Genomic DNA, 26,457 nt, shown 5'->3' with positions numbered 1-26,457 from the left:
AAAATGTTTTTACCAATTAACAGTATTGAGAAATATCTCTATAATGTATGTACAGATTCAACGTACAAAAACATCAAAAGAAAGATTAATGATACTTTTTTTAATGTTGAATCAATAGATGATATACTTGCAGATTATGTACAGGATAATGATAATAATGGAAAAGCACTATATAGAAAAATATTAGGCAATTTAGAAAAACGTAATATATCAGAAGATGCTTTTATCAAAGAATTATGTAATATTATTATGAATGCTATTAATTTTGAGCCATTTGCGTCTGAATTGCAAACAAAAATTTCTTATTGAAGTTAAGCGTACCAGGGGTCTGACCGTGCGTCCAGCAAAGGGTATATAGTCCGGTGGGTGGAGGCCCCATCAAATAAGCTGCTAACCACAGCATTTGAAGCGAGTCTTGAGTTTGCCGCGGTAACGTTGCAGGCTAAGCGTAGACAGCAAGGTAACAGGGATAGCTAGTGAGCGTCGAAATCCCAAAAGAACCAGAAGGCCGACATCGTGGTCAGGATGGAAGGCAACATATGTACTTATCGTTACGGTGAGATTTTACATACCTCTGCGGCGTTGGTGGGAACTATTCATGTCACACAGGGAATATATATCAACTGGAGAGAACCGAAGATGTAAATAAACGAAACTGCACCTAGAGGCCGTACCTCTGGACCCCGCTAATAGATTATTACAAGGATGTTCACATATATAGGAGAAGATTAATGGCAGATGATTTCAAATTTGGGACCCCACTTACGCCTGACATGATTTCAAAATTTAATGCTAGTATACAACCGCAAAGAATGCTTGCAGAAAGTATTGCAGCAGAACAGGACCGTATGATGCGTCAGGCTCAAGAAGTGGGCGAGCAAGCATATCAGAATAGAAAACGGATGCAGGAAGCGATGGAGCGCACAGCACATAATACAGATGTGACTAATGAACGTTTGGAAAAGATGATTGACCAGCAATCGTCACATATTGAATTGCTAGAAAAAGCAAATGAAACATTGCAAAAACAATTGGAAACCGGCCAAAAACAGTTAGAAATACTGCAGAATATTTTTGCTTCTGGAGAAGATGGGGTTCTGGTTGAAAAAGAACTGATGAACTTGATAAAGAAAGAGATAGACGAGACACATCCTCTTTGGGAATATGTTAAAGATAAGGGCGGAGATATTGCGGTGGCTGGTGCGACAGCTGGAATTCCTGTATTGTATGGTGCTTTTAAGGCATATCTTCTGTCTAAAGGAATTATGCTGCCGTAAGATTGCCCTCACCCCGAGACAGTGTCATACATAAACCATTAAAAAGGAAAGAGGTATATACCTATGCCCAGAACAAAAGGCAGCAAAAACCGTCCCAAAACCAATATCACCAAAGACTACGCACCCCAGATTGCAGAGAAGCAGGAGACGATTGCGTCTCTGACTGCCGAGATCGCATCCATCACTGCCAACATTGACACCTTGAAGGTTGACTTGAAAGAAAAGAAGTCTACCTTGAAGAAGGCCGAAAAAGAAGTGACAACTTTGGAAGCGAAGAAGGCCAAGGCAGATGCGAAGGCCGCTGAAGAAGCTAAGAAGGCTGAAGCCGAGAGTGTGCTGAAGAAGCTGCTGGCAAGTGGCATGAGTGCGGATGAAATCCTCGAAAAACTGAAATGAGATCGACCGTGTGGACAAACTGGACTCCAGGAGTTCACACGGTAATTTTTGAAGGTTGCTGTATAGTTTACAACGGAAATAAAAGTAATGGAGCGTGAGAAAAAATGAATTTATCAAAAATACATCATATTGCAATCATCGTGTCTGACTACGAAGCCGCAAAGAATTTTTATGTGAACAAGCTGGGCTTCTCTGTTATCAGGGAAAACTATCGCCCGGAGCGTAAGGACTGGAAAATGGATCTGCGTGTCAATGAATACACAGAGCTGGAGATTTTCGCTGAGGAAAACCCGCCGAAGCGTGTGAACCGCCCGGAAGCCTGTGGGCTGCGTCATCTTGCGTTTTGCGTTGATAGCGTGGAGCAGACGGTGAAAGAGCTGGGAGAATCTGGTATAGAATGTGAGCCAATCCGTGTGGATGACTATACCGGAAAGAAGATGACTTTCTTCCATGACCCGGACGGACTGCCACTGGAACTGCACGAATAAGCATGGGAGAAAAAAGAGCGTATAAATCTCGGAAGCCTGGCGGCGGCCGGAAGAAGCTGAAGCCGGAGTATGATGCCGGGAAGAATCTAAAAGAGCAGATGGAAAGTGCGGTTGCACTTTATGAGGAGGACTGCTCCCTCCGGTCCATTGCAGATGCGCTAACTCTGAATCCAATCAAAGTAAGAAAGCTGCTCATCACGGCTGGTGTGTATGAATCGGATGTGGCGGAGAAGGTACAGGATACCGTTGAGGATTATCGAGGAACACAGAACTATAAAGAAGCCATCCTCTCAACCGCAAGTACTCTTCAACTCTCCAAAGCCTCTGTTACCTCGTACCTACCATATCAGAAAGGCGTGTACTTTCCGAGTACAGTAGATAAAGAAAAAATTAGTGTTGGAGCAGAGCGGAGGCGGAGATATAGAGCAGTAAGAAAACTGAGATCAGAGCCAACAGAGGAGCACCTGTGGGAGACGGTCTTGCTTTATTCTGGTGTGCGCTTTAAAACCTATTCCGGCTTACCCTTTACCTATGAAATACGAAAAGGCAGGAATGGTGAGTACACAAAAGAGCTGTGGATCGACCGCCGGGAGAATAGTAAAAGCCTGGCATGGAGTTCGGTATTGCTGGCACTCAAGAGTATTAAAGGGGAAGTGGTAGAACGACCGAAAGCTCTGGGGGATATCCGGGGAGTGACTTATATTTACGGGATGTTCTATCGGTTCGGACTGATCGACATGCCAGATGAAGTGAAGGAGAAGATGGGACATCCCCAAAATCGCAAAAAATAGGTTGCTATGTGCAAAAGTCTACGGTAATATGTGCCGTAACTGAGAAAGTGGATCTCAGTTGGGAAGGATGGTAGCATTATAGAAAAATTGAAGGAGTTGCTAGAGGATTGTATTAAGAAAACGGAGCCGGAGTATTACCCACCAGTGGAGAATCTGCTGGATCTGATCTACGAGCATTACACGGAGAACAACCCAGTAGGGAAAAACACAGTTGCCGGGAAAGCAGCAAAGGCCAAGGAAAAGAAACTGGAAGAGTGGCTGCGTGGCTTGGAAGGTATCAGTTCATCCGGACCGAACAGCAAAATTGCGGCGAGTGTGATTCCCTCATTTCCGGTCATACTGTCACGAAGAATCAATCCGGAAGTTCTGAGCAGTTTTTCATCATCCATAGATTTCCACGGATGGTTTTCCATACGGGCTCTGGTCATTGTTCTGGCACGTTCAATAAGATCGTGCCGCAGATCGGAGGGCTTAAATATTGGAAAGACACGGTTTACGAAATAGGAATTCTGTTTTCTGGTGTATAACAGATATACAGCTTCCTGTTGGTCTGTAATATCAAAATCGCCCTCATGATTGCGATCATAGATACGTCCGGAACAGCGGCAGACGTTTGGACTTACGGGAACACGAATGTGACCACATTGGGGTCTGACCCCATTAAAATATTATCAGGTGACCGCTGATATGACGGCGGAAGAAACCTTTGAGAGAGAAATGAGACCGCTGCGGAGCATTCAGGACAATTATGAAAAGATTGTCCTGACACTGGATCGCTTTTCTCTTGGAAACTACGATGGCATAAAAGTTGTGAATGTCATCGACTGGCTTTTGGGATGATGTCACTGCGTAAAGACTACCTCAAAGATCGTTCCACCGGACGGGCTGGACTGAACAGTTATTCTGCCGTCATGTACGCGCACGATTTCATGAACCAGGGCCAGCCCAAGGCCTACTCCGCCAAGCTGGCGGCTTCTGGATTTATCTACGCGGAAGAATGGTTCAAATATGCGTTCTTTTAATTCAGCCGGGATTCCGCTTCCGGTATCTTCTACGGACAGGCAGATGTTTTTTCCCTTCCGGTATGCGGTTACGGTAACCTGTCCGCCGAAATGGTTGTATTTGATTGCATTCTCAACAAGATTGTATACCATCCGGTAAATCAAAATGTCACTTCCGACCATAGTGGTATCGTTACAGTTCCCGATCAGTTTTATCTCCTTTTCCTGGGCAAGCGGTTCCAGATCCACCAGTACTTCATCGACAAGGGCGTCAACGGCAATGGTTTCATCCCTGCTTACTGTTTGAAGCTCACTCATATCGAGCAGTGTCTTGACCATTTTGCTGAGTCGGCCGTTTTGTTCCGTCACCATTTTCAGTGTTTGTAAGGTGTCAGCGTCATTGCCCGGATGCGGGGTGGAATGGTATAAATCGAGCTGTACCTGCATGACAGACAGTGGAGTGCGAAGCTCGTGTGCTGCATTTGCTGTAAACTGTCTCTGGATTTCAAAAGCATCTGCGAGACGTTCCAGCATCTTGTTATACGAAATACGAAGCTGGTTCAGCTCTTTTACTTTGTTTTCTTCAATGCGCGAATCGGCCAGATTCTGTGCCTGCACCTCCTCGATTTTTTCGGAGAACTCACGAATGGGCCGAAGTGCATGGCCACTGATAAAATAGGTAGCGACACCGCCAAGAAGGGCCAATAAGGCGGAAAGGATCAGGCTGTTTCTTTTGTAGTCTGCTTTGTTGTTGTACACCTGAACAGAGAAATCTCTGGCAAATTCATCCCACTTGTCCTCCGGAATGCTGATATAGATTTGATCGGAACCGTCTGCGGCACCGTCTCCGCCCTGATCTCCGGCATCATCGCCCCTGGCATCTACGGTCTCCTGCAGGGAATCGATATAATAAATTCCGTTTTTATAGACAAGCAGGGTCAGACATCCACAGATGACCGCAATATACAGGGTAATGATACAGGTAAGTCTCCACTGCAGTGATATTTTTTTCATCGGTCGGACTCCTCTCGTATTTGATATCCTTCGCCTACTTTATTTAAAATCGGATCGTATCCAAGTACCGCCCTGAGCTTTCGGCGAAGAGAAGACATATGGACGCGGATGGATCCGCTGAAGCTGTCCACGGAGGCATCCCAGACATGCTCGATCAATTCTTCCTGACTTACCGGTCTGCCAAGGTGAAGAAGCAGATATTCCAAAATTCCGTTTTCTTTTCTTGTCAGGGAAACCAGGGTTCCGTTGGCATAGGCCTCTCGTTTGATGGTATCGAATTTGATCCCGCCACTTTCCAGACAGACATCTTTTTGCACAAATTTTCTTCTCGTCAGACTGCGGATCCGCGCTTCCAGCTCCTGCAGATGGAACGGCTTTTCCATATAGTCATTTGCCCCGGCATCGAGTCCTTCTACTTTGTCTGCAATCTGTCCTCTTGCAGATAAGATCAGAACCTTCGTCTCTTCGTTTTCCTTCCGGAGCTCTTTTAGAAGATCCATTCCGTCCATGCCGGGCAGATTGAGATCCAGGACAATCAGATCATAATTTTCTGCCAGGATGCATTCCAGAGCCTCCGCGCCATCGTAACAGGTATCCACCTCGTACCCGGCAGCGTACAGACTTCTGGCAATTGTGTCACACATTTGTTTCTCATCTTCCACGATTAATAATCTCAAAATTTTTTTCACCTGCCCGTTTCTTAACAATGATTTTACAACTGCTATTGTATAATATCAGAGTCAGCTGGTCAATCAATAGAATAAAAGGAGCAACCATATTTTGAAGTGCAGAAAAATATCTCAAATTGTTTTAGTTATCACAGGCATAGCAATGATGGGCTATGGCGCCGTCAGAGGGGAAGCGGCTGCTGTGCTTGGGAAAGCAATTAAATTATGTCTGGAGTGTGTCGGAATTGGATAAGAAAAAGAAGTTACGATCAAAGAAAATAGCCGGAATACGCGGGTGGATACAGGCAGCGGCCACACTGCTTACCAATCCTCATATCCCCAATTTTTTTCAGGGCAAAATATATCAGGGCAAGGCGAAAACGGTATGCGTACCGGGACTAAACTGTTATTCCTGTCCTGCTGCGACGGGAGCGTGCCCCATCGGAGCCTTTCAGGCGGTTGTCGGATCATCCAAATTTAAGTTTTCCTACTACATAACCGGGTTCCTGATTTTACTCGGCGTGACACTGGGAAGATTCATCTGTGGTTTTTTGTGTCCGTTTGGATGGTTTCAGGATTTGCTTCACAAAATCCCCGGAAAGAAATTCTCCACGGCCAGACTGAAGCCGCTGCGGTATCTGAAATATATCATCCTTGTTGTTTTTGTGATTCTTCTGCCGATGTTTGCAACGAATTCGATCGGGATGGGAGATCCGTTCTTCTGCAAATATATTTGTCCGCAGGGCGTTCTGGAGGGGGCGATCCCGCTTTCCATCGGAAATGCCGCAATCCGGTCTGCACTGGGCAAGCTGTTTTCGTTTAAATTCGGTATTCTGATTACGGTTGTCGTGCTCAGCATCTTGTTTTACAGACCCTTCTGCAAATGGATCTGTCCTCTTGGGGCAATCTATTCCTTATTTAATAAGGTAAGCTTTTTACATATCACGATTGAAGACAGCAAATGTGTCGGATGCAATCAGTGTTCCAGGGCATGTAAAATGGATATCGACGTGTGCCGGACCCCAAATCATCCGGAATGCATCCGATGCGGAGCCTGCATCAAGGCCTGCCCGAAGGATGCGATCCACTACCAGTTTATGGGAAAAACGTGTCAGAAAAAGGACACCGGAGATCAACAGTCAGAGATCAGAAACCATTGATCAGCAGCAGATCACGAAGCATCGAAGGATGATATTGAATTCTTGTTTTTTACATTATACTATCTTAAAAGGAGCCATAATTTATGAAAACCAAAAGAACTTTTATCCCTGTTTTTACACTCAGCGTAGCATTATTACTCACTGCATGCAACGGAAAAGAGGCTGCAGACACAAAGAAAACGCAGACAACCCAGACGGAATCCGGCACAGAAGCTGTTACGGGATCTGTTGCGGAATCCGGAACCGAAACGGCAGGGGCTTCCGGCACAAAGCTGGACGATTTATATCAGCAGGAGAACCAGATTTTTTCAGATCATGCGGATGTATGGAACAAGGTGTTTGGCATGATGAATAAAAGCACAGCTGATCCGAGCGGAAATTATGGGGATTATCTGGCAGACACGGTTGAAGCCAACAAGGACTCTTTTGATGAGGACGAGCTGAAAACACTAACGGATGATATTGAAACGATACGAAAAATCGAGGAACAGATAGCAGAAATGGGAAACGGCAATACAGCATCGGAAGATAGCGACGCGAAAAACGATTCCGAAGAGGCATCTCCGTTCCGGGATTTCTCGGGCCAGGATTATGATGGCAATACAGTTGACGAAAGTCTGTTTTCCAAAAATGCGGTAACGGTCGTGAATTTCTGGTTTACCGGCTGCAAGCCTTGTGTTGCTGAGTTATCCAAGCTGAACGAATTAAACGATGCAATCAAATCCATGGGAGGCGAGGTTGTAGGCATCAACACAGAAACCTTCGACGGAAATCAGGATGCGATCAAAGAAGCAGCAGCGGTTCTTGAAAGCCAGGGTGCGAAATACCGCAATCTTTCCATTGACTCTGCTTCCGCTGCAGGAAAGTATGCTTCCGATATTATGGCATTTCCGACCACAATCTTAGTCGATCGAAATGGAAATATTGTGGGAGAACCGATGCTTGGCGGAATCGACAATCAGGAGAATTATGATACGCTGATGAAACAGATCCAGTCTGTGATAGATGCAGACAGCGCGAAGTAAGACGAGAGCTACGGCAGCCAAAGGAAGCAAGCGATACCGCAAAGTGGGGCTTGCGGATTGCGGAAGTGATTTAGGGCTTGACATTATAGGAATGGAGTGCGAAAAAGCAAAGTTACGTTTTTTCGCACTCCCTTTTCATAACAGGATTTTTTTCAAATACATTTACAAGACGAGGTAGCAGACAAAGGAAAAAGGAACGTTTCATTTTCCGTTTTGTTATGAATGGATAGTCCGTTCTGAATCCGCAGGTTTCATGGAGATAGTCAGTGATTTCCTGACGTTCATATACCGGCATGAAACCCTGTTCTTCTATATCCGCAAATTTTATGTCTTTTAAAGTGCGAAGTAATTGTTCTGTGGTATAAGTCCCTTTCAAGGAGCGGTTTAATAACCGGATGAAAAATATTGCGGTGGCTCCTGTTATTCTGGAAGATGGAAGGCTGTCCTTCTGTGTTCCGGGGGATGATGGTTCTCCGTGGTCCGGGGTGTGGAACCTGACTGGAAAGATTGTTTTGGACGGGGATGATTATATTTACGAAAGCATCGGTCACCTGGTTGGCTGGTGCTTTTTTCGTGGGGAAATGGAGGTGGCGGGATGACGTATGAGTTCGGGTCGAAGGAGATTGTGAAGGGTTCCGGATATATTTCCAGGCAGTGCTGAACCACATTGGGGTCAGACCCCGTTACTGTTGTGGGAAACTTTTGGGCGGTTCCTGTTTTTGGGCTTGAAATTCGAAAAATCTTTATACAATCTTAATACCATGGAAAAGGTATTTATACGTTTTTAAAACGGAAGTCTCTAAAATAAGGAGGAATCAAAAAGAAGGAGTAAAAAGAGAAATGTGGAGTATAAAACTGCGATACAGGAAACGATGGTCGTCGTTTGAAATTATCATTCTTGGATTTGCGGGGGTAATTCTGGCAGGAGCACTGCTTTTGATGCTTCCTGTGGCTTCGCGGGAAGGAAATGTAACGCCATTTACAGAAACACTGTTTACTGCAACATCAGCCGCCTGTGTGACAGGACTGGCAGTCAGAGATACAGGAAGCTACTGGTCCGTCTTTGGACAGAGCGTGATTTTGCTGCTCATTCAGATCGGTGGTCTTGGTGTGGTTACGATCGCTGTTTCGATTGCGATGCTTTCCGGGAGAAAAATTTCCCTGATGCAGCGAAGCACGATGCAGGATGCGATTTCTGCCCCGAAGGTAGGCGGAATTGTGCGCCTGACGCGTTTTATCCTCAAAGGAACCTTTGGAATTGAACTGTTGGGGGCGTTGTTTCTTCTGCCTGTTTTTTTACGGGATTACGGCGGAAAAGGAATCTGGATGGCGTTGTTTCATTCTGTATCCGCATTCTGCAATGCAGGATTTGATCTTCTCGGAAAAACGGATCATCTGTATCCGTCCCTGACTTCTTATGTGGGAAATCCACTGGTTAATCTTACGATTATGGGGCTAATTGTAACAGGTGGAATCGGATTTCTGACCTGGGATGATATCTATACAAAAAAATACCATTTTCGTCAGTACTGCATGCAAAGCAAGGTGATCCTGATTACAAGTCTGTTTCTGATTTTTGTTCCGGCGGCTTTCTTTTTCTTCCGGGATTTCGCCGGAATGCCGGTCAAGGAGCGGACGCTCTGCGCATTGTTTCAGTCCGTGACAACAAGAACGGCCGGATTTAATACAGCAGATCTTTCCGGGATGACAGGTGCCTCCCAGGCGATTATGATTGTTCTGATGATGATTGGCGGAGCACCGGGATCAACGGCTGGCGGAATGAAAATTACCACATTTGCCGTGCTGACAGCTAATGCGTCTGCTACGTTCCGTCAGAGAGAGGACACACAGATGTTTGGACGCAGGGTGGGCCAGGAGGTATTAAAAAATGCATCTACGATTCTGATGATGTATCTTTTTCTGGTGCTGATGGGAGGAATGGTGATCAGTGTGGCAGAAAATCTGCCGATTTCTGAGTGTCTGTTTGAGACAGCATCTGCTGTTGGAACGGTTGGCCTGACGCTTGGAATTACGCCGCAGCTCGGTGTTCTTTCGAAAGGAATTCTGATCGCACTGATGTTTCTTGGAAGGGTTGGCGGTCTGACGCTTGTTTATGCTGCGATGCCGGGGAGAAAGAGCGCACATGCAAAAATGCCGCTGGAAAAAATAAATGTAGGATAAGAAGAGAGGAAGAGAAGAGATGAAAAATATTTTACTGATTGGAGTAGGAAGATTTGGGAGACATATTGCCATGCATCTGAATCAGCTTGGACATCAGGTGATGGCGGTAGACCGAAATGAGGAACGGATCGATGCCGTGATGCCGTATGTGACAAATGCACAGATCGGTGACAGTGTCAATGCAGACTTTCTGCGATCCCTTGGTGTGGGAAATTATGATGTCTGTATTGTGACGATCGGAAGCAGCTTTCAGGATTCGCTGGAAACCGCATGTCTTTTGAAGGAGCTGGGCGCAAAATGGGTCGTGTCCCGGGCAGAACGGGATGTACAGGAAAAATTCCTGTTGCGGAACGGAGCGGATCAGGTTGTTTATCCGGAAAAACAGATGGCAAAATGGACAGCAATTCGTTACAGCTCGGATCATGTGTTTGACTATATTGAAATTGACAGTCAGTATGCGATTTTTGAGGTTGAAATCCCGGAGAACTGGATTGGAAAAAATGTCGGCCAGCTGGATATCCGGAAAAAATACGGTATTAATATTCTGGCAACAAGAAAATATGGAAAAACAGATGTTGCGGTGTCTCCGGAGACAGTTCTGAATGGCGATGCTACCATATTGGTTCTTGGTGAATATAAAGCGATCCAGAAATGTTTTCGAATCTGAAAGAGAGGTGATTTCTGTGTTAAGTGTAGGACTGCTCTTCGTTACCCTGGTCGGTTTTTTGTCTGGAGGCGTGCTCGTAGATCAGATAGAGACATTTTTCACGGAAAACAGAAGAGAGGAACCGGAAACGGGACAAAATTTCACGGAAAACAGAAAACAAGAACAGGGAACGGGAGAAAAAAAGATTTCCTGATTATAGCTTTCTCTTCATTTATGATCTACAATAGGAGGCGGGGTGAGACAGTTGGAAAAAGAAAAACAAAAAAAAGAGCATATCCTGGTGTGTCTGTCCTCTTCGCCATCCAATGAAAAAATTATTCGGACTGCGGCGCAGATGGCACAGGCGTTTCAGGCCGGCTTTACGGCATTGTATGTGCAGACAGCAGAAAAAACAGAAAAAACACCGGAGGATCTGGCAAGGCTGCAGAAGCATGTTCGTCTGGCAGAGCAGAGCGGGGCAGAAATTGTAACGACACACAGTGAGGATATTGCCCTGCAGATTGCAGAATACGCAAGAATTTCCGAGGTGACGCGGATTGTCATTGGAAAGAGCATGATGAAGCAGGGCTATTTCCATCAGCGAAGGGTGTGGACCGAGCGTCTGACGGATCTTGTGCCTGATCTGGAAATTCACATCATTCCAGACTCAGACGTGTACCGGAGATATCAGAAACGAAAAAAATTTCTGGAGTGGATGGAGCTGCCTTCCTGGAAAGAACTGATGCTTACGGTTCTGATTCTGGCTGCTGCGACCGGAATTGGAGAAATCTTTTTTCGGCTCGGTTTTACCGATGCCAATATCATTACCGTATATTTGTTTGGCGTCATGCTGACATCTATTCTGACCAGCGGTTATACCTGTAGTGTAATCAGTTCTGTGGCAAGTGTTATCCTGTTTAATTATTTTATGACAGAGCCAAGGCTTTCGTTGTATGCGTATGGTTCCGGCTATCCGGTGACCTTTGCGATCATGCTTGGCACTTCAATCCTGACCAGTACGCTTGCTTTAAAATTGAAAGAAAATGCAAAGCTTTCTGCACGAGATGCCTTTCGAACCAAGATTCTTTTTAATACCAGCCAGCTTCTGCAAAAGGCAGAGGATGCGTCAGAAATTTTTGATATTACGGCAACGCAGCTGATAAAGCTTCTGGGAAGAAATCTGGTTGTGGCGCCGGTAGAAAAAAAGAAAAACGGCATTGTGCAGGGAACTCTTTATAACGCCGAAACAGGAATAAAATCAGAAAAAGTTTTTAATGTGAAAGAACAGGAAATCCTGCAGTGGGTTCTGAAAAACCGGAAACGGGCGGGAGCTATGACAGAACGTTTTTCTGAAGAACCGTATCTGTACCTTTCCATCTATGCGGCACAGAACAGATATGGTGTGATCGGCATTTTCATCGGACAAAAGCCACTGGATGCGTTTGAGAACAGTATCCTGCTTTCTGTTCTGGGAGAGTGCGCCATGGCACTGGATCGGGAACAAAGTGCGAGAGAAAAAGAAGAGGCGGCAGTCATGGCGAAAAATGAGCAGCTTCGGGTGAATCTGCTGCGGACGATTTCCCATGATCTGCGCACACCACTGACATCAATTCTCGGCAATGCAGACTCTTTGATCAGTAACTTTGACGCACTGGACGAAGGGATGCGGAAACAGATTTTTTCGGATATTTATGAGGATGCCGGATGGCTGATTGAACTGGTGGAAAATCTGCTTGCGCTTACGAAAATAGAAGATGGAAGTGTAAAACTGCAGTTATCCGATCAGGTGGTTGAGGATGTAGTCCGTGAGGCGCTGCGCCATGTAGAACGGCGGAAAAACGAACATAAAATTACGGTGGACTGCGGGGAAGATGTACTGCTCGCCCGCATGGATGCAAAGCTGATTGTACAGGTATTGGTAAACCTGATCAACAATGCAGTAAAATATACACAGGCAGGATCCAAGATCCGGATTACAGCCGGAAAAGAAGAAAAAAACGTATGGATTGCGGTGGAGGATAATGGACCCGGCATTCCGGCGGAGTGCAGGGAGCATGTATTTGAAATGTTCTATTCCGGAAAAAATAAGGTGAGTGACAGCCGCAGAAGCCTTGGCCTTGGGCTGGCGCTGTGCCGCTCCATTGTAAATGCGCATGGCGGGGAACTGGTGCTTCGTGACTGTGCTCCGCACGGCTGTCATTTTCGTTTTACGCTGCCGCTCAGTGAGGTGAATTTAAATGAATAAGACATTGATACTGGTCGTGGAAGACGATACGCCGGTCCACAACCTGATTACGACAACACTGAAAATACACGATTATAAATAACCACATTGGGGTCAGACCCCATTACTGTTTAGAAATTTTGTTCTTGCTTTGGCAATTCTGACACTGCAGACTGTGCTGAATGACAATATCAAAACGGCAGAAGATGTTGAAACTTATCTGGGTCTTAACACCTTGGTCGTTGTTCCGGATTTTGGAAGCAAAAAGAAATCCAGAAGACGAAGAAAAGACTGAACATAAACACAGAAAATTAAAAAGGAGCATCTACGGTTTCGAACTTGAAACCTGGAGATGCTCCTTTTTCGTATGCTGCAGAATGAAAAATTATTCTCCCGCCACCGTCACATCCCGCAGCAGTACCGCACACGGTACCACGCGGTTGTTGAGCTGCTGTGTCTCTTTCGAGAAAGTCAGATTTTTCAGTACATCGTCATAACGGGCGGAAAGGGATCCGCTGGTTGTCGGATGGGAGGTGGTTCCGTCGCTCTCATATGCGAGACGGATCTCACCGCCGCAGGTGCCGCTTACGGCATCCATATCAAACGCACTGAAATCGGTGATTTCTATATGCGGCATGCTGCGCAGCTCGTCGAGTGTTTTCGAACCGCCTTCAACCACCATGTTGTTCATGGAAGTGGTATCTTTCATGCCGATATAATGGGCATGCTGAAGGCTGCCCCAGTAGGAGCGGCAGATGCCGTTTTCAAACAGAACGCGCTCGGCTGCCGGCATGCCGGTTTCGTCGTACGGCACGTTTTTGGCAGAGCCGTCGAGCGTCGGCACGAGGCGGATATTCAGCGGATCCGCATCCGCACCGGTGATGGCTTCACCGATTTTTGCCTTTGCGACGCCCATGTACTGATAAGAAGCATTGGTATGCATAGCAAAATACTGGAAGAAGCTGCCGACGGCATTTCCGGTCAGGAGAACATCGGCGTGCTCATTCTGGCGGGTCGGAACAGCATTCAGACGCTGGCGGCCGGTGTGGAACATTCCGCGCACTTCGGCGATGATCTTCTCGGCAGATTTGTCGGAGAAGCGGAGATCCTTGTAGATCTCAATCTCATGATCATCCGTGCGGGAGTTTGTGACAACCTCGATCTCGCAGCCAAAGCCGGAGAAGGTGACATCGACACCGCGGGAATTGCGGATGTGTGTCTGTTTCTGGTTGACGAAAATCTCATAGGAGTTTACGCGGGAATCCTCTTCCGATTTGATTTCCTGCATGGCCTGCACCAGTTTTACGAGTTCAGAGGTAAGATCGCGGGAGGCATCAGGCATTCCATCATTTGCCGGTGCATCCGATGGCTCTGCAATCGGGTACCATGGGTTCTGCACGAACTGTGCAGCGAACAGCGCCTGGTCAATTTCCTGCTGCATTTCTTCGCGGGAAATGCCCTGGTGGATCTCTTTTTCTGCGCTTCCGCGGAATTTCCCATCCTCACTGTCGACAAAGACAGTCAGAAACGTGTGCGTTACTTTTTTCGCACGGCTCATGTCGAGCTTCTGACCGATGAAAAATGCCTCGCGGGATTCGGTCTGCTCTTCGCGGATCAGAAAGTCGCTGGTTTTGCTTGTTTTTAATACATCGTATAATTCGTTCATCAGCCTAACCTCACTTTACATTTCAGATACGGGCCGCCATCGCTGACTTTGACCCATTCTTTGTGACCTTTTCCGCACATGCCGGAGCCGAAGAGCTCTTCTTTGTCGGAAACCATGGAGATGCTCTTTAAGAGATCCGGAACGTAGCCGGTCAGGGTGACAGGAGATACGACTTTTCCGGTCAGCTTACCATCTTTGATCTCGCGGCCGAGTCCGACCATGCACTGGATGCCCCAGTGTTTCGGGTCTTCCATACCGGACTGAACGCTTTCGAGAAGATAGCCGTGATCAATCGAAGCGATCATATCATCGAGTTTGTCTGTGCCTGCGGTGAAGTAGGTGTTGGTCATACGGGAGTAGACTTTGCGCTCGAAGCTCTCGCGTTTTCCGTTTCCGGTCGGCGTGGTGCCAAGGCGGAGTGCGCTTACGAGATCGCTGATGCCGGTAACGAGTGTACCGTGGTCGATGACCGTGGTGTCAGTGCCGAGCGTTCCCTCATCATCAAAAAGATAACTGCTGACCTGCTGTGCGCCGACTGCTCCGTCGTGCATGGAGGAGAGCTGGGAGGCAACAGGCTTGCCGATATACTCTTTGGCGAGTGCGCGGTCTTTGACAAACATATCCATCTCGACACCGTGGCCGAATGCCTCGTGTGCAATCACGCCGGTGACATCCGGTGCGGTGATGACATCGTACATGCCAGGGATGACCGGATCGGAGTGGAGCTTGTCGTACAGAACGGCGATGATTTCCTCAACAATCGCATCCATCTCATTTAAGATTTCCACGCCTTTCAGGCCGGAGCAGGAACGGTACGACATATTCTGTTTTCCGTTTTCTGTGCCGATTGCGGAAAGAGAGCCCTCCGAGAAAGCGTAGGACTGCATCAGATCCTTTTTGGAGGAGAGGAACAGCTTGTTGACACGGGCAAAGCTGACGGTACTCTGGAATTCCAGAATTCCTTCATGGGCAGCGCCGGCGTCGCAGAGCTTCCGAAGGTGGGAGAGAATCTCCTCTGCGGAGACGGTCTCCGGGTCAATCTCGATTTCATTCTGCATCGTTTTGGTGATGGCTTCTTCCTGCACGAGAGGAGACTCCATCTGCGCGATGCCGAGTGCCTTTAATGCCTGAAATTCGGATTTCAGCGCGGAAGTAATTTCCTCCGCAAGATCTGCGGCATCGGTGAGGTTGTTGAAGGAATATTCGGTGTAGGAACCGTCCTGCCATGCACGGACAACGAAGCCGCGTTCACAGAAGTGATAATCGCCGACGGTGGTCTGATGCATGCTGACGCGGTAGGTCGTACCTTTGACATCGGTGCAGAGCACGCTGACGTAATCAAATTCGCGCTCGAGCAGACGGATCAGTTCCTGAATCTGTGGTTTGATTTCCACAAGATAGGATGACATTGGAACCTGCATAAGTTTGGTGTCCTTTCTGGAGCCTGCCGGAGTGTTCGATAGAGAACCTGCGCCGGGGCTCAAAATAATAGAATCCGGAAAAATAGTTTCGAAAAAATCCCGAACATAGTTTCATTATAGAAGTGGGAAATGGAAAAAGCAATAAAAAAAGGTTGACAAAATGAATTTTGATGATATACTTTGAATATCAAAACATTTGAAAAGAAAAATGTTTGAGAATGAAATAAGCAAGAGGACAGTAAGGTGAAAAACGGCAGAATTGCGGGAACCGGTTCGTATGTACCGGAGACGATATGGAAAAATGAAGATCTGGAAAAGATGGTGGAGACGAGCGATATCTGGATCCGGGAGCGGACAGGAATCGGTGCGCGCCACATAGCCGGGGAGGAGACGGTTGCCCAAATGGCAGTAAAGGCGGCGAGAAGAGCGCTGGAAAATGCCGGGATCTGTTCGACAGAGCTGGATCTGATTCTCGTCGGAACCTCCTCGTCGGAGAGCATCTTTCCGAATACCGCCTGTCTTGTGCAGGATGAAATCGGTGCTTTCCGTGCCGCCTGTCTCGATGTCAGCGCCGCCTGCACCGGATTTCTTGCGGTGTATGAACTGGGCCAGCTGTATATCCGGAGCGGCAAGGCAAAAAACGTGCTGCTGATCGGCGCGGATGCCCTGAGCCGCCTGGTGGACTGGAGTGACCGCGGAACCTGCATTCTGTTCGGGGACGGCGCGGGAGCCATTGTGCTGACGGCGGAGGAGCAGGAGACAAAAGCGTGCGAAAAGATCCATTCTGATGGAGAAAAAGGCGTGTCGCTGACCTGCGAAAAGGGAACGTATCTGCAGATGGACGGCCGTGCCGTGTTCCAGTTTGCTTTATCACGCGTGCCGGAAGTCATCCGCGAGGTGCTCGCGGAAGCCGACATGGCGGTCGAGGAGATTGATGCGTTTATCCTTCATCAGGCAAACAGCCGCATCATCGACGGCGTGGCAAAACGACTGAAGGCGCCGAAAGAAAAATTTCCGCGGAATATCGAAGCATACGGCAATACGTGTGCGGCGAGCATTCCGATTCTGCTGGATGAGTGGAACCGGTCCGGCAGAGCCAAAAAAGGACAGAGAATCGTTCTCTCCGGTTTCGGAGCAGGACTGATCTGGGGCGCGGCGTACCTGGAATGGTAAGAAACGCCCATATAAAATAAGAAGAATAAGAAAAAAGTGAGGACAAAAACATGTTAGAAAAAGTAAAAGAAACCGTAGCAGAAGCACTGGGAGCAGACATCGATACCATCACAGCGGAGACTTCCTTCAAAAAGGATCTCGGAGCAGATTCCCTGGATCTGTTTGAAATGGTCATGTCCCTCGAGGACACCTGCGGCGTGGAAATCCCGACCGAGGATCTGGAAACGATGGTAACTGTCGGTGATGTTGCAGAGTATCTGGAGCAGCACAAAAACTAAGAAAGATCGGGAAGCAGGAGGAAGCGATTCATGATCACAGAAGTGACAAAATTACTCGGGATTCAGTATCCAGTCATTCAGGGCGGCATGGCCTGGGTGGCGGAGCATCGTCTGGCAGCGGCAGTTTCCGAGGCCGGCGGCCTTGGCCTCATCGGAGCATCGGCGGCACCGGCAGAGTGGGTTCGGAATGAAATCCGCGAAGCAAAAAAACTGACGGACAAACCGTTCGGCGTCAACATCATGCTGATGAGCCCGTATGCGGATGAGGTGGCAAAAGTGGTTGCCGAGGAAGGCGTAAAAGTCGTTACGACGGGCGCAGGAAATCCGGAGAAATATATGGAACTGTGGAAAAACGCTGGTATCCGCGTCATCCCGGTGGTCGCTTCCGTGGCTCTTGCAAGACGAATGGAGCGCGCAGGCGCAGATGCCGTTGTGGCAGAAGGATGTGAGTCCGGCGGCCATATCGGCGAGACGACAACGATGGCACTCGTTCCGCAGGTGGCAGATGCCGTAAAAATTCCAGTCATTGCGGCCGGTGGAATTGCGGACGGACGCGGCATGGCAGCAGCCTTTATGCTGGGTGCCGAGGCGGTTCAGATGGGAACGCGTTTTGTCGCTTCGAAAGAGGCCGTTGTGCATGAAAATTACAAGCAGCTGGTGATCAAGGCGAAAGATATTGATACCCGCGTGACAGGCCGCACAACCGGTCATCCGGTGCGGGCGATCCGAAATGAGATGACACGCCATTATCTGGAACTGGAAAAAGAGGGAGCTCCGTTCGAAGAGCTGGAAAAACTGACGCTCGGCGGTCTTCGAAGAGCCGTTGTGGACGGCGATGTCAAAACCGGAAGCGTGATGTCCGGTCAGATTGCAGGTATGGTAAAAGACGAGAAAAGCTGCAAAGAAATCATAGAGCAGATGATGAATGAGATGGAAGAACTTCTGAAAGGAGCACCGGCGCGGTTATGAGTAAAACAGCATTTATGTTTCCTGGACAGGGTTCCCAGTGTGTCGGCATGGGCGCGGATTTTTATGAAGCATGTCCGAAAGCGAGAGCCGTCTACGATATGGCATCCGAGCTGATCGGGATTGATATGAAAAGACTCTGTTTTGAGGAAAATGAACATCTGGATCAGACAGAGTTTACCCAGATTGCACTGCTGACAACCGGAATGGCGATGGAGCAGTCCATCCGGGCGTGCGGCCTTACGCCGGATGTGACAGCGGGCCTCAGCCTTGGCGAGTACAACGCGATTGTGTCCGCCGGCGGTATGGAAATGGCGGATGCGATGAAGGTCGTCCGCAGAAGAGGCATCCTGATGGAGGAGGCCGTTCCGGCAGGCGAGGGCGCGATGGCGGCGGTGCTCGGCATGGAAGCTGCAAAAATCGAAGAGATTTTGAGCGGGATTTCCGGCGCCTACATTGCCAATTACAACTGCCCGGGTCAGATTGTCATCACCGGATATGAGGCGGCAGTGGCAGAGGCTTCGGAAAAGTTAAAAGAAGCAGGCGCAAAGCGGGTACTTCCGCTGAACGTAAGCGGCCCGTTCCATTCCCCGATGATGGAAGCTGCGTCCCAGGGGCTGACCGAAGCGCTCGAGGGCGTCGGCTTTATGGAGTTGAAGATTCCGTATGTGACGAATGTAACCGGCCAGTATGTGCGTGATACTGCACTGACGCGCGGCCTTCTGATCCAGCAGGTGGCATCCGGTGTGCGGTGGCAGCAGAGCATCGAGGCAATGATTGCGGACGGCGTTGATACCTTCGTGGAGATCGGACCGGGAAGAACACTGACCGGCTTTTTAAGAAAAATCAACCGGGATGTAAAAGGTTACAATATCCGCACCTATGCGGAAATGCATCAGGTGTGCGAAACTTTATTATAGATAGTGGATTATGCAGCAGGAGAATGAGATGTTAAGTGGAAAAACAGCAGTAGTAACGGGCGCATCCCGCGGAATCGGGCGTGCGATTGCAGAAAAACTGGCGGCGGAGGGAGCCTTTGTTGTCATCAATTACAATGGTTCAAAAGAGGCGGCCGAAACCGTGCTTGCGGGAATCCGCGCGGCAGGAGGAGACGGCTGCGTGATGCAGTGCAATGTATCGGATTTTGCGGCGTGTGAAGCGTGGATGAAGGAAATTCTTGCTTTGTATGGGAAAATCGATATTCTGGTCAACAACGCGGGCATCACAAAGGACGGCCTTCTGATGGGCATGTCGGAGGAAGCCTTCGACCGTGTCATTGAGACAAACCTCAAGGGAACGTTCAACTGCATCCGCTTTGCGGCACGGCCGATGATCCGTCAGAAGAGCGGCTGCATCATCAACATGGCTTCTGTGGTCGGCGTGGCAGGAAACGCCGGACAGGCAAATTATGCGGCATCGAAAGCAGGTGTGATCGGCCTGACGAAAACAGCGGCACGGGAACTGGCATCCCGCGGCATCCGCGTCAATGCGATTGCGCCGGGCTTTATTGAGACCGATATGACGGAGGTTCTTTCGGATAAAGTGAAAGAAGCATCCGTATCCCAGATTCCGCTTGGCCATTTCGGAAAGCCGGAGGATGTGGCAAACCTGGCCGCATTTCTGGCATCCGAAGCGGCAGCTTACATCACCGGACAGGTGATTCACTGCGACGGCGGCATGGTGATCTAAGAAAAGGAGAGTTGGAATGAAGAGAAGAGTAGTCATCACAGGGCTGGGTGCGGTAACCCCGATTGGAAATACCGTGGAGGAATTCTGGAACGGCGTCCGCAAGGGAGCCTGCGGAATCGGAACGATTACGAAATTTGATACAGCAGAATATAAAGTACATCTGGCAGGCGAGGTCAAAGGCTTCGTGGCAAAAGAGCGCATGGATTTCAAAGCGGCAAGACGAATGGGAACCTTTTCCCAGTATGCCGTTGCAGCAGCAAAAGAAGCGTTTGCAGATGCCGGCATTTCCATGGAGAATGAAGATCCGTTCCGCGTCGGCGTTCTGGTGGGCTCCGGCGTCGGTGATCTGAATGCATGCGAACAGGCGAAAGCCAAAATTGATGCCGGAAATCCGTCCCGCGTCAACCCGTTTACCGTTCCGGTGATGATTGCGAACATGGCGGCGGGAAACGTTGCGATTGCACTCGGCGCGAAAGGAAAATGTACCAGCGTGGTGACGGCGTGTGCGACAGGAACGCACTGCATTGGCGATGCCTTCCGCGCAATTCAGTACAACGACGCGGACATCTGTGTGGCAGGTGGTGCGGAGAGCGCAATTACGCCGGTCGGCGTGGCAGGCTTTTCGGCACTGACCGCACTTTCCGAGTCGGAAGATCCGCTGCGGGCTTCGATTCCGTTTGATAAGGACCGGAACGGTTTCGTCATGGGCGAGGGCGCCGGCATTCTCGTACTTGAGGAGCTGGAGCACGCGAAACAGCGCGGCGCGAAGATCTATGCAGAGGTAGTCGGATACGGCGCAACCTGCGATGCGTACCACATTACTTCTCCATTGGAAGATGGAAGCGGTGCGGCACGTGCGATGGAGCTTGCGATGGAAGAAGCGGGAGTAAAACCGGAAGAAGTTACTTATATTAATGCACACGGAACGTCCACACATCACAACGATCTGTTTGAAACGCGTGCGATCCGGAAAGCCTTCGGTGATGCGGCAGACCATGTGCTGGTCAACTCGACGAAATCGATGGTCGGTCATCTGCTCGGCGCGGCAGGCGGTGTGGAAGCTGTTGTCTGTGCGAAATCCATTCAGGACGGCTTCGTGCATCAGACGATTGGAACAAAGGAAGCAGATGCGGAATGCGATCTGAATTACTGCATCGGCGCTCCGGTGGAAACCGATGTGAAACTGGCAATGAGCAATTCACTTGGTTTTGGCGGCCACAATGCGGTGCTGCTGTTTCAGAAATATGAATAAAGCGGCATCGTGTTCCGGTGCAGAAAGGAAAATAAGATGGAATTAGATCAGATTTTACAGTTGATTGATAAAGTTTCGGATTCTTCGCTGACCGCGTTTGATTACGAGGCTGATGGGATCAAGATTGCCATGGAGCATGGAAAAGCAGCTCCGGTGCAGGTGCAGATGAGCGGGGTTCCATCCGGTGCCGGTCTGCAGATGGCAGAGATGATGGGCGGAGCAAATGGCGTGACAGCGAAAGAAGCAGCCATGCCGGAGAGAAAAGAAACGGCAGGAAAAAGTACAGCGGCTGAGGATCACAGCGAAGCAGAAGAAGGCGTTTTTGTGACATCCCCGCTGGTCGGAACGTTTTATACAGCTCCGGCAGAAGATGCCGAGCCGTTTGTGAAGGTTGGCGACACCGTGAAAAAGGGACAAGTCGTAGCAATCGTGGAGGCCATGAAGCTGATGAATGAGATTGAGAGCGAAGTGGACGGCGTGATTGCGGAGGTTCTGGTGAAAAACGGCGAGATGGTTGATTACGGAAAACCGCTGTTCCGGGTAAAAGCGTAAAGCCGGGACGAGAAAGGAAGCAGCGAATGAACAGTTTGACAACGAAACAGATTCAGGAGATTATTCCACACAGACATCCGTTTCTGCTGGTGGATTACATAGAAGATTTTGAACCGGGCGAATTCGGTATTGGATACAAATGTGTGACGTACCGCGAGGATTTTTTTGCGGGTCATTTTCCGCAGGAGCCGGTGATGCCGGGCGTGCTGATTATCGAGGCGCTGGCGCAGGTCGGTGCGGTTGCGATTCTTTCTCTTGACGAGAATAAGGGAAAAATTGCATTTTTCGGTGGCATCAACAAGTGCCGCTTTAAGGGAAAAGTGAAACCGGGAGACAAGCTTCGTCTGGAGACGAAAATTATCCGCCACAAGGGACCGATGGGCGTCGGGGAAGCGGTTGCTTCGGTTGACGGCAAGGTGGTCGCGCAGGCGGAACTGACCTTTATGGTGGGGGCAGCACAATGATTCGAAAAGTTTTGATTGCAAACCGTGGGGAGATCGCGGTCCGGATTATCCGGGCATGCCGTGAGATGGGAATTCTCACGGTTGCTGTTTATTCGGAGGCGGACCGGGAGGCACTGCATGCGCAGCTCGCGGATGAGGCGGTGTGCATCGGGCCGGCACCGTCGAAGGACAGTTATTTAAATATGGAACGTATTTTGAGTGCGGCGCTTGTGACGGGGGCGGATGCGGTTCATCCGGGATTTGGATTCCTGTCGGAGAACAGCACGTTTGCGCGGAGATGCCAGGAGTGCCACATTACGTGGATTGGGCCGTCGCCTGAGGTGATGGACCGGCTGGGTAATAAGTCTGAGGCGCGAAATACGATGCAGGCAGCCGGTGTGCCGGTGATTCCGGGGACGAAGGAACCTGTTTTTGACTGGGAGACGGGTCTTTCTGAGGCCGACCGGATTGGTTTTCCGGTGATGATTAAGGCGGCGCTTGGAGGCGGCGGCAAGGGTATGCGCATGGCGGAGACGCGCGGGGAGTTCCAGAATGCGTTTCAGACGGCGCAGAAGGAGGCTAAAAGTTCGTTTGCGGACGGAACGATGTATGTGGAGCGGCTGATTCGTCATCCGCGTCATGTGGAGTTTCAGATTATGGCGGACTCGTTCGGGAATGTGATTCATCTGGGGGAGCGGGACTGCTCGATTCAGAGGAATCATCAGAAGATGATTGAGGAGTCGCCTTGTGTGGCGATTGATGATACGCTGCGGGAGCGGATGGGCTCGGCGGCGGTCCGGGCGGCGAAGGCGGCGCATTATGTGAATGCGGGGACGATTGAGTTTCTGCTGGAGCCGGACGGGAATTTTTATTTTATGGAGATGAATACGCGGATTCAGGTGGAGCATCCGGTGACGGAGTGGGTCACGGGGGTGGATCTGATTCAGGAGCAGCTTCGGGTGGCTTCGGGGATGCCGCTGTCGGTGACGCAGGGGGAGGTCCGGCTTTCGGGGCATGCGATTGAGTGCAGGATTAATGCGGAGAATCCGGCGAAGAATTTCAGGCCTTGTCCGGGGAAGATTACGGAGATGCATCTGCCGGGCGGGTTTGGAGTACGGGTGGATACGGCGGCGTATGACGGGTATGTGATTCCGGCGTTTTATGATTCGATGCTGGCGAAGCTGATTGTGCATGGGAGGACGCGTGAGGAGGCGATTGCGCGGATGAGGAGTGCGCTGGGGGAAGTCGTCATCGAGGGAGTCGACACTAACGTTGATTATTTGTATTCTATTTTAAATGAAGAGGAGTATCTGGCCGGGAGGGCGGATATTGAGTTTGTGGAGCGGTTGACGGAGAGATTGTAAGAGACGGACGCCGCCCGGCAGTACAGCAGAGGGGGACGGCGCGGTTTCAGAGGAAAGAAACACTAAGGCCTCCAGCATTTGCTAAAACCATTTTCAAAAATCCAAAACTCGCTGTCGCTCAGACAGTTAGATTTTTGAAAATAACGCAAATTCTGGAAGCCTAAGTGTTTCTATAGCAATCCCCGAAAATAATGCAAAAAATTCAGCACCGCAGAGCGTGAATTACTGCGTCACAGATTTTCGTCGTACCCCGGTACGCCTTCAAATCTGTTCCTTGCAATTCGCGCTCTGCAGCACTGCCTTTTTTGCATTATTTTCGGGTCTTGCTATAGTTCCTCCTGCAAATGCGCCGTCCCCCTCTGCTGTACTGCCGGGCGGCTGAGATCAGACACACGACTGGGAGAGTGTGGTCAGCGACACCGCGGGGCGGTGCGGCTGGGATGACAGGAGTGAGCGTGAAGAGAGAATGAATGCCTCGATGGGTGAGGTGTGTGGTTGGAAGATTGTTATGGTGACAATAGAGTGAAAGTGTTATGACGTAAGGAGTGATGGTGGTATGATGCTGGGTAAGTATTTTAAGAAGACGGTGTTTCGGAAGGAGCACACGGCGGATGGGGTGGTGCCGGAGGCGCCGCAGGGGATTTTGAAGAAGTGTAATGCTTGTAAGGGGGCTATTTTTACGGAGGATGTGAAGAGGAATCTTTATATTTGTCCGAAGTGTGGGAATTATTTTCGGGTGCATGCGTATCGGAGGATTGAGTTTCTTCTGGATGATGGGAGTTTTGAGGAATGGGATCAGGGGATGACGGCGGGGAATCCGCTGGGGTTTCCGGGGTATGAAGAGAAGGTGAGGGCTCTGCAGGAGAGAACAGGACTTACGGAGGCTGTTGTGACTGGTAAGGGACGGATCAACGGGATGGAGACGGTGATCGGGGTCTGTGATGGCAGGTTTATGATGGCCAGTATGGGTGAGGCTGTTGGGGAGAAGATTACGCGGGCGGTGGAGAGGGCGACGAAGCTCTCGCTGCCGGTGATTTTGTTTGCGTGCTCGGGAGGGGCGCGGATGCAGGAGGGGATTGTTTCTCTGATGCAGATGGCGAAGACGTCGGCGGCGCTGAAAAGACACAGTGATGCGGGGCTTTTGTATGTGAGTGTGCTGACGGACCCGACGACGGGCGGCGTGACGGCGAGCTGGGCGATGCTGGGGGATATTATTCTGGCGGAGCCGCATGCGCTGATCGGGTTTGCGGGACCGAGGGTTATTGAGCAGACAATAGGACAGAAACTGCCGAAAGGATTCCAGCGGGCGGAGTTTCTGGTGGAGCATGGGTTTGTGGATCGGATTCTGCCAAGAGAAGAGGCGAAAGAGGTGCTGTCGGAGATTCTGCGGATGCATGGGAAAGATATCGAAGTTTCCTCGGAAGTGCTGACTTTGGGGGATGGAGACGTGAAGCGGTCTTTGGCAGCACCAGAAACGGGAGAGAAAACATCGGCTTGGGACTGTGTGCAGAAAGCGCGGAAAAAGGACCGACCGGTGGGAGAAGATTATATTCGGGAGCTGTTTCCTGATTTTATTGAGTTTCATGGTGATCGACTGTATGGCGATGATGCGGCGATCATCGGCGGTATTGCATCGTTTGACGGCACACCGGTCACGGTCATCGCCGAGGCGAAAGGCGCGGATACGAAAGAAAACATCCGCCGCAATTTCGGCATGCCGTCCCCGGAGGGCTACCGCAAAGCCCTGCGTCTGATGAAACAGGCCGAAAAATTCCACAGGCCTGTTATCTGTCTCGTAGACACCCCAGGCGCCTTCTGCGGAATGGAAGCCGAAGAACGCGGCCAGGGCGAGGCGATTGCGCGGAACCTGTATGAAATGTCAGCGTTAAAAACGCCGGTTCTTTCTATTGTCATTTCAGAAGGCGGCAGCGGCGGTGCACTGGCACTCGCCGTGGCGGATGAAGTGTGGATGATGCAGAATGCCATCTACTCCATCCTGTCGCCGGAGGGATTTGCAAGCATCCTGTGGAAAGACGGCAAACGCGCGCCGGAGGCCGCCGAGGTGATGAAGCTGACGGCGGGGGATTTGAAGGAACTGGGAATTGTAGAAGAGATTGTGGAAGAGCCGGGGGAGTTTACGGTGGACACAATGCCAGTGGTGTGTGAAGAATTGAGAGGCAAAATTCTGAGATTCCTGGAAAAGTATGAGAAGATGGATGGGGAAGAACTGGTAGAGGAGAGGTATCGGAGATTTCGGGATATGTGAAAAGAAGATTTTGACATATTCTGAAATGCATGATATTATGATATTGAAAAGAGTGCTACCGATAGACGGTTAGTCCATATTTATTGGTTTATGTAAAAATAGTCGCCAAAGTTTGCAGGACTGGGCGGCTATTTTTGTGATTTCGCAGTATCTTTGCCGAAGTTGTATCCAAGGCTAAAGCAGGTTAAGCCGAAACTTACAACTGCTATGAAGTCGATAATACTCATGGCTTAGCCCTCCTTTCCAAGGAATTCCCATATAAAGGGTTTCTATGTAATCGGAGAGTCACAGTCCCTCCGTAGAAGGACTAACCGCCTACCGTTATGGCAGCACCCGTATATTGAGTATAACATCAATGGATTGACGGATGAACTGAAGGCGCAGCGTCGCCCTCCGTGAGGGCGTGAGTTGAAATGATGCGTCCCCACACAACCGGCCCGATTCCTTTGTCGCCCTCCGTGAGTTGAATCTTCAAACATTGGTGGAATTATTTAGAGTATGATGTATCACACTTCG

The 26,457-nt window shown here is 49.5% G+C and carries 27 protein-coding genes and 2 pseudogenes; 24 read left to right on the top strand and 5 right to left on the bottom strand.

Annotated elements, in window-relative coordinates; translation table 11 throughout:
- From DWW13_RS18965 to DWW13_RS18960, 7 genes and pseudogenes are all read left to right on the top strand, one after another.
- Window positions 1-309, top strand: a pseudogene (locus DWW13_RS18965) (hypothetical protein); the annotation flags it as partial.
- 422 nt (window positions 310-731) lie between these two features.
- Window positions 732-1,277: a hypothetical protein gene (locus DWW13_RS06165; RefSeq protein WP_118719586.1), complete on the top strand. Its 546-nt coding sequence runs from the start codon at window positions 732-734 to the stop codon at window positions 1,275-1,277.
- 63 nt (window positions 1,278-1,340) lie between these two features.
- A complete protein-coding gene (locus DWW13_RS06160) occupies window positions 1,341-1,673 on the top strand; it encodes a hypothetical protein (RefSeq protein ID WP_118719584.1) in 333 nt (110 codons plus the stop codon).
- 104 nt (window positions 1,674-1,777) lie between these two features.
- The gene (gloA2, locus tag DWW13_RS06155) at window positions 1,778-2,161 is read left to right on the top strand and encodes an SMU1112c/YaeR family gloxylase I-like metalloprotein (protein ID WP_118719582.1); all 384 of its coding nucleotides are present in this window, start codon (window positions 1,778-1,780) and stop codon (window positions 2,159-2,161) included.
- 2 nt (window positions 2,162-2,163) lie between these two features.
- A complete protein-coding gene (locus DWW13_RS19325; protein WP_226906318.1) occupies window positions 2,164-2,952 on the top strand; it encodes a hypothetical protein in 789 nt (262 codons plus the stop codon).
- An 87-nt stretch (window positions 2,953-3,039) separates the two neighbouring features.
- Complete coding sequence (locus DWW13_RS06145) at window positions 3,040-3,456, top strand: hypothetical protein (RefSeq protein WP_147398314.1); 417 nt, start codon at window positions 3,040-3,042, stop codon at window positions 3,454-3,456.
- 183 nt (window positions 3,457-3,639) lie between these two features.
- A complete protein-coding gene (locus DWW13_RS18960) occupies window positions 3,640-3,792 on the top strand; it encodes an ATP-binding protein (RefSeq protein WP_118719578.1) in 153 nt (50 codons plus the stop codon).
- A 2-nt stretch (window positions 3,793-3,794) separates the two neighbouring features.
- Here DWW13_RS18960 and DWW13_RS06135 read toward each other — a convergent pair whose 3' ends face one another.
- Together DWW13_RS06135 and DWW13_RS06130 are read right to left on the bottom strand one after the other, a co-directional pair.
- Window positions 3,795-4,967 carry a sensor histidine kinase gene (locus DWW13_RS06135; RefSeq protein WP_118719576.1) on the bottom strand — a complete coding sequence of 391 codons (1,173 nt, stop codon included), beginning with the start codon at window positions 4,965-4,967 and terminating at the stop codon, window positions 3,795-3,797.
- Window positions 4,964-5,611 (bottom strand): response regulator transcription factor, encoded by a 648-nt coding sequence (locus DWW13_RS06130; protein WP_055264970.1) that lies wholly within the window; start codon window positions 5,609-5,611, stop codon window positions 4,964-4,966. The genes DWW13_RS06135 and DWW13_RS06130 overlap by 4 nt, the downstream gene beginning before the upstream one ends.
- 133 nt (window positions 5,612-5,744) lie before the next feature.
- Here DWW13_RS06130 and DWW13_RS19165 point away from each other — a divergent pair, with 133 nt between their 5' ends.
- The 3 genes from DWW13_RS19165 (at window position 5,745) to DWW13_RS06115 (ending at window position 7,820) form a co-directional block, all read left to right on the top strand.
- The gene (locus DWW13_RS19165; protein ID WP_055218540.1) at window positions 5,745-5,888 is read left to right on the top strand and encodes a CD1871A family CXXC motif-containing protein; all 144 of its coding nucleotides are present in this window, start codon (window positions 5,745-5,747) and stop codon (window positions 5,886-5,888) included.
- A complete protein-coding gene (locus DWW13_RS06120) occupies window positions 5,881-6,795 on the top strand; it encodes a 4Fe-4S binding protein (protein WP_118719574.1) in 915 nt (304 codons plus the stop codon). Before DWW13_RS19165 ends, DWW13_RS06120 begins: the two co-directional genes overlap by 8 nt.
- Before the next feature lie 83 nt (window positions 6,796-6,878).
- Entirely contained in the window at window positions 6,879-7,820 is a 942-nt protein-coding gene (locus DWW13_RS06115; RefSeq protein ID WP_118719572.1) for a TlpA disulfide reductase family protein, read from the top strand.
- Window positions 7,821-7,932: 112 nt separating this feature from the next.
- Here the strand turns inward: DWW13_RS06115 and DWW13_RS20120 are convergent.
- A pseudogene (locus DWW13_RS20120) lies at window positions 7,933-8,220 on the bottom strand (hypothetical protein); the annotation flags it as partial.
- Between DWW13_RS20120 and DWW13_RS06105 the strand changes: the two are divergent.
- From DWW13_RS06105 to DWW13_RS06090, 4 genes are all read left to right on the top strand, one after another.
- The gene (locus tag DWW13_RS06105) at window positions 8,216-8,419 is read left to right on the top strand and encodes a hypothetical protein (protein ID WP_118719570.1); all 204 of its coding nucleotides are present in this window, start codon (window positions 8,216-8,218) and stop codon (window positions 8,417-8,419) included. The pseudogene DWW13_RS20120 and the gene DWW13_RS06105 sit on opposite strands and share 5 nt — an antisense overlap.
- 241 nt (window positions 8,420-8,660) lie before the next feature.
- Complete coding sequence (locus DWW13_RS06100; RefSeq protein ID WP_118719568.1) at window positions 8,661-10,001, top strand: TrkH family potassium uptake protein; 1,341 nt, start codon at window positions 8,661-8,663, stop codon at window positions 9,999-10,001.
- Between the two features lie 19 nt (window positions 10,002-10,020).
- The gene (locus DWW13_RS06095) at window positions 10,021-10,668 is read left to right on the top strand and encodes a potassium channel family protein (RefSeq protein WP_117813603.1); all 648 of its coding nucleotides are present in this window, start codon (window positions 10,021-10,023) and stop codon (window positions 10,666-10,668) included.
- A 235-nt stretch (window positions 10,669-10,903) separates the two neighbouring features.
- Entirely contained in the window at window positions 10,904-12,892 is a 1,989-nt protein-coding gene (locus tag DWW13_RS06090; RefSeq protein WP_118719566.1) for a DUF4118 domain-containing protein, read from the top strand.
- A 364-nt stretch (window positions 12,893-13,256) separates the two neighbouring features.
- On the opposite strand, the gene DWW13_RS06080 is transcribed toward DWW13_RS06090, so the two are convergent.
- Both DWW13_RS06080 and DWW13_RS06075 read right to left on the bottom strand, forming a co-directional pair.
- Entirely contained in the window at window positions 13,257-14,537 is a 1,281-nt protein-coding gene (locus DWW13_RS06080) for a metallopeptidase TldD-related protein (protein ID WP_118719564.1), read from the bottom strand.
- Window positions 14,537-15,958: a TldD/PmbA family protein gene (locus DWW13_RS06075; protein ID WP_118666383.1), complete on the bottom strand. Its 1,422-nt coding sequence runs from the start codon at window positions 15,956-15,958 to the stop codon at window positions 14,537-14,539. The genes DWW13_RS06080 and DWW13_RS06075 overlap by 1 nt, the downstream gene beginning before the upstream one ends.
- A gap of 243 nt (window positions 15,959-16,201) precedes the next feature.
- On the opposite strand from DWW13_RS06075, the gene DWW13_RS06070 reads away from it, so the two are divergent.
- The 10 genes from DWW13_RS06070 to DWW13_RS06025 all read left to right on the top strand — a co-directional run bounded on the left by DWW13_RS06070 (window position 16,202) and on the right by DWW13_RS06025 (window position 25,941).
- The gene (locus DWW13_RS06070) at window positions 16,202-17,131 is read left to right on the top strand and encodes a beta-ketoacyl-ACP synthase III (RefSeq protein WP_118719562.1); all 930 of its coding nucleotides are present in this window, start codon (window positions 16,202-16,204) and stop codon (window positions 17,129-17,131) included.
- Between the two features lie 50 nt (window positions 17,132-17,181).
- Complete coding sequence (gene acpP / locus DWW13_RS06065; protein WP_118719560.1) at window positions 17,182-17,409, top strand: acyl carrier protein; 228 nt, start codon at window positions 17,182-17,184, stop codon at window positions 17,407-17,409.
- A 30-nt stretch (window positions 17,410-17,439) separates the two neighbouring features.
- Window positions 17,440-18,378 carry an enoyl-[acyl-carrier-protein] reductase FabK gene (gene fabK, locus DWW13_RS06060; RefSeq protein WP_118719558.1) on the top strand — a complete coding sequence of 313 codons (939 nt, stop codon included), beginning with the start codon at window positions 17,440-17,442 and terminating at the stop codon, window positions 18,376-18,378.
- Window positions 18,375-19,295: an ACP S-malonyltransferase gene (fabD, locus tag DWW13_RS06055; protein ID WP_118719556.1), complete on the top strand. Its 921-nt coding sequence runs from the start codon at window positions 18,375-18,377 to the stop codon at window positions 19,293-19,295. The genes fabK and fabD overlap by 4 nt, the downstream gene beginning before the upstream one ends.
- Before the next feature lie 28 nt (window positions 19,296-19,323).
- Window positions 19,324-20,064: a 3-oxoacyl-[acyl-carrier-protein] reductase gene (fabG, locus tag DWW13_RS06050; protein WP_022462594.1), complete on the top strand. Its 741-nt coding sequence runs from the start codon at window positions 19,324-19,326 to the stop codon at window positions 20,062-20,064.
- A gap of 16 nt (window positions 20,065-20,080) precedes the next feature.
- The gene (gene fabF, locus DWW13_RS06045; protein WP_055227403.1) at window positions 20,081-21,316 is read left to right on the top strand and encodes a beta-ketoacyl-ACP synthase II; all 1,236 of its coding nucleotides are present in this window, start codon (window positions 20,081-20,083) and stop codon (window positions 21,314-21,316) included.
- Window positions 21,317-21,352: 36 nt separating this feature from the next.
- Window positions 21,353-21,868: an acetyl-CoA carboxylase biotin carboxyl carrier protein gene (gene accB / locus DWW13_RS06040; protein ID WP_055218562.1), complete on the top strand. Its 516-nt coding sequence runs from the start codon at window positions 21,353-21,355 to the stop codon at window positions 21,866-21,868.
- Between the two features lie 26 nt (window positions 21,869-21,894).
- The gene (gene fabZ, locus DWW13_RS06035; protein ID WP_022462591.1) at window positions 21,895-22,332 is read left to right on the top strand and encodes a 3-hydroxyacyl-ACP dehydratase FabZ; all 438 of its coding nucleotides are present in this window, start codon (window positions 21,895-21,897) and stop codon (window positions 22,330-22,332) included.
- Window positions 22,329-23,675 carry an acetyl-CoA carboxylase biotin carboxylase subunit gene (locus DWW13_RS06030; protein ID WP_118719554.1) on the top strand — a complete coding sequence of 449 codons (1,347 nt, stop codon included), beginning with the start codon at window positions 22,329-22,331 and terminating at the stop codon, window positions 23,673-23,675. Before fabZ ends, DWW13_RS06030 begins: the two co-directional genes overlap by 4 nt.
- Before the next feature lie 556 nt (window positions 23,676-24,231).
- Entirely contained in the window at window positions 24,232-25,941 is a 1,710-nt protein-coding gene (locus tag DWW13_RS06025; RefSeq protein WP_082424902.1) for an acetyl-CoA carboxylase carboxyltransferase subunit alpha, read from the top strand.
- The last annotated feature ends 516 nt before the right edge of the window (window positions 25,942-26,457 follow it).

Source organism: Blautia sp. AF14-40 (assembly GCF_003479665.1).
In the GTDB taxonomy this organism is placed as follows: Bacteria; Bacillota; Clostridia; order Lachnospirales; family Lachnospiraceae; genus Fusicatenibacter; species Fusicatenibacter saccharivorans.
Note: the sequence above shows the minus strand (reverse complement) of the source record. Positions and strands in the feature narration are given on the sequence as shown.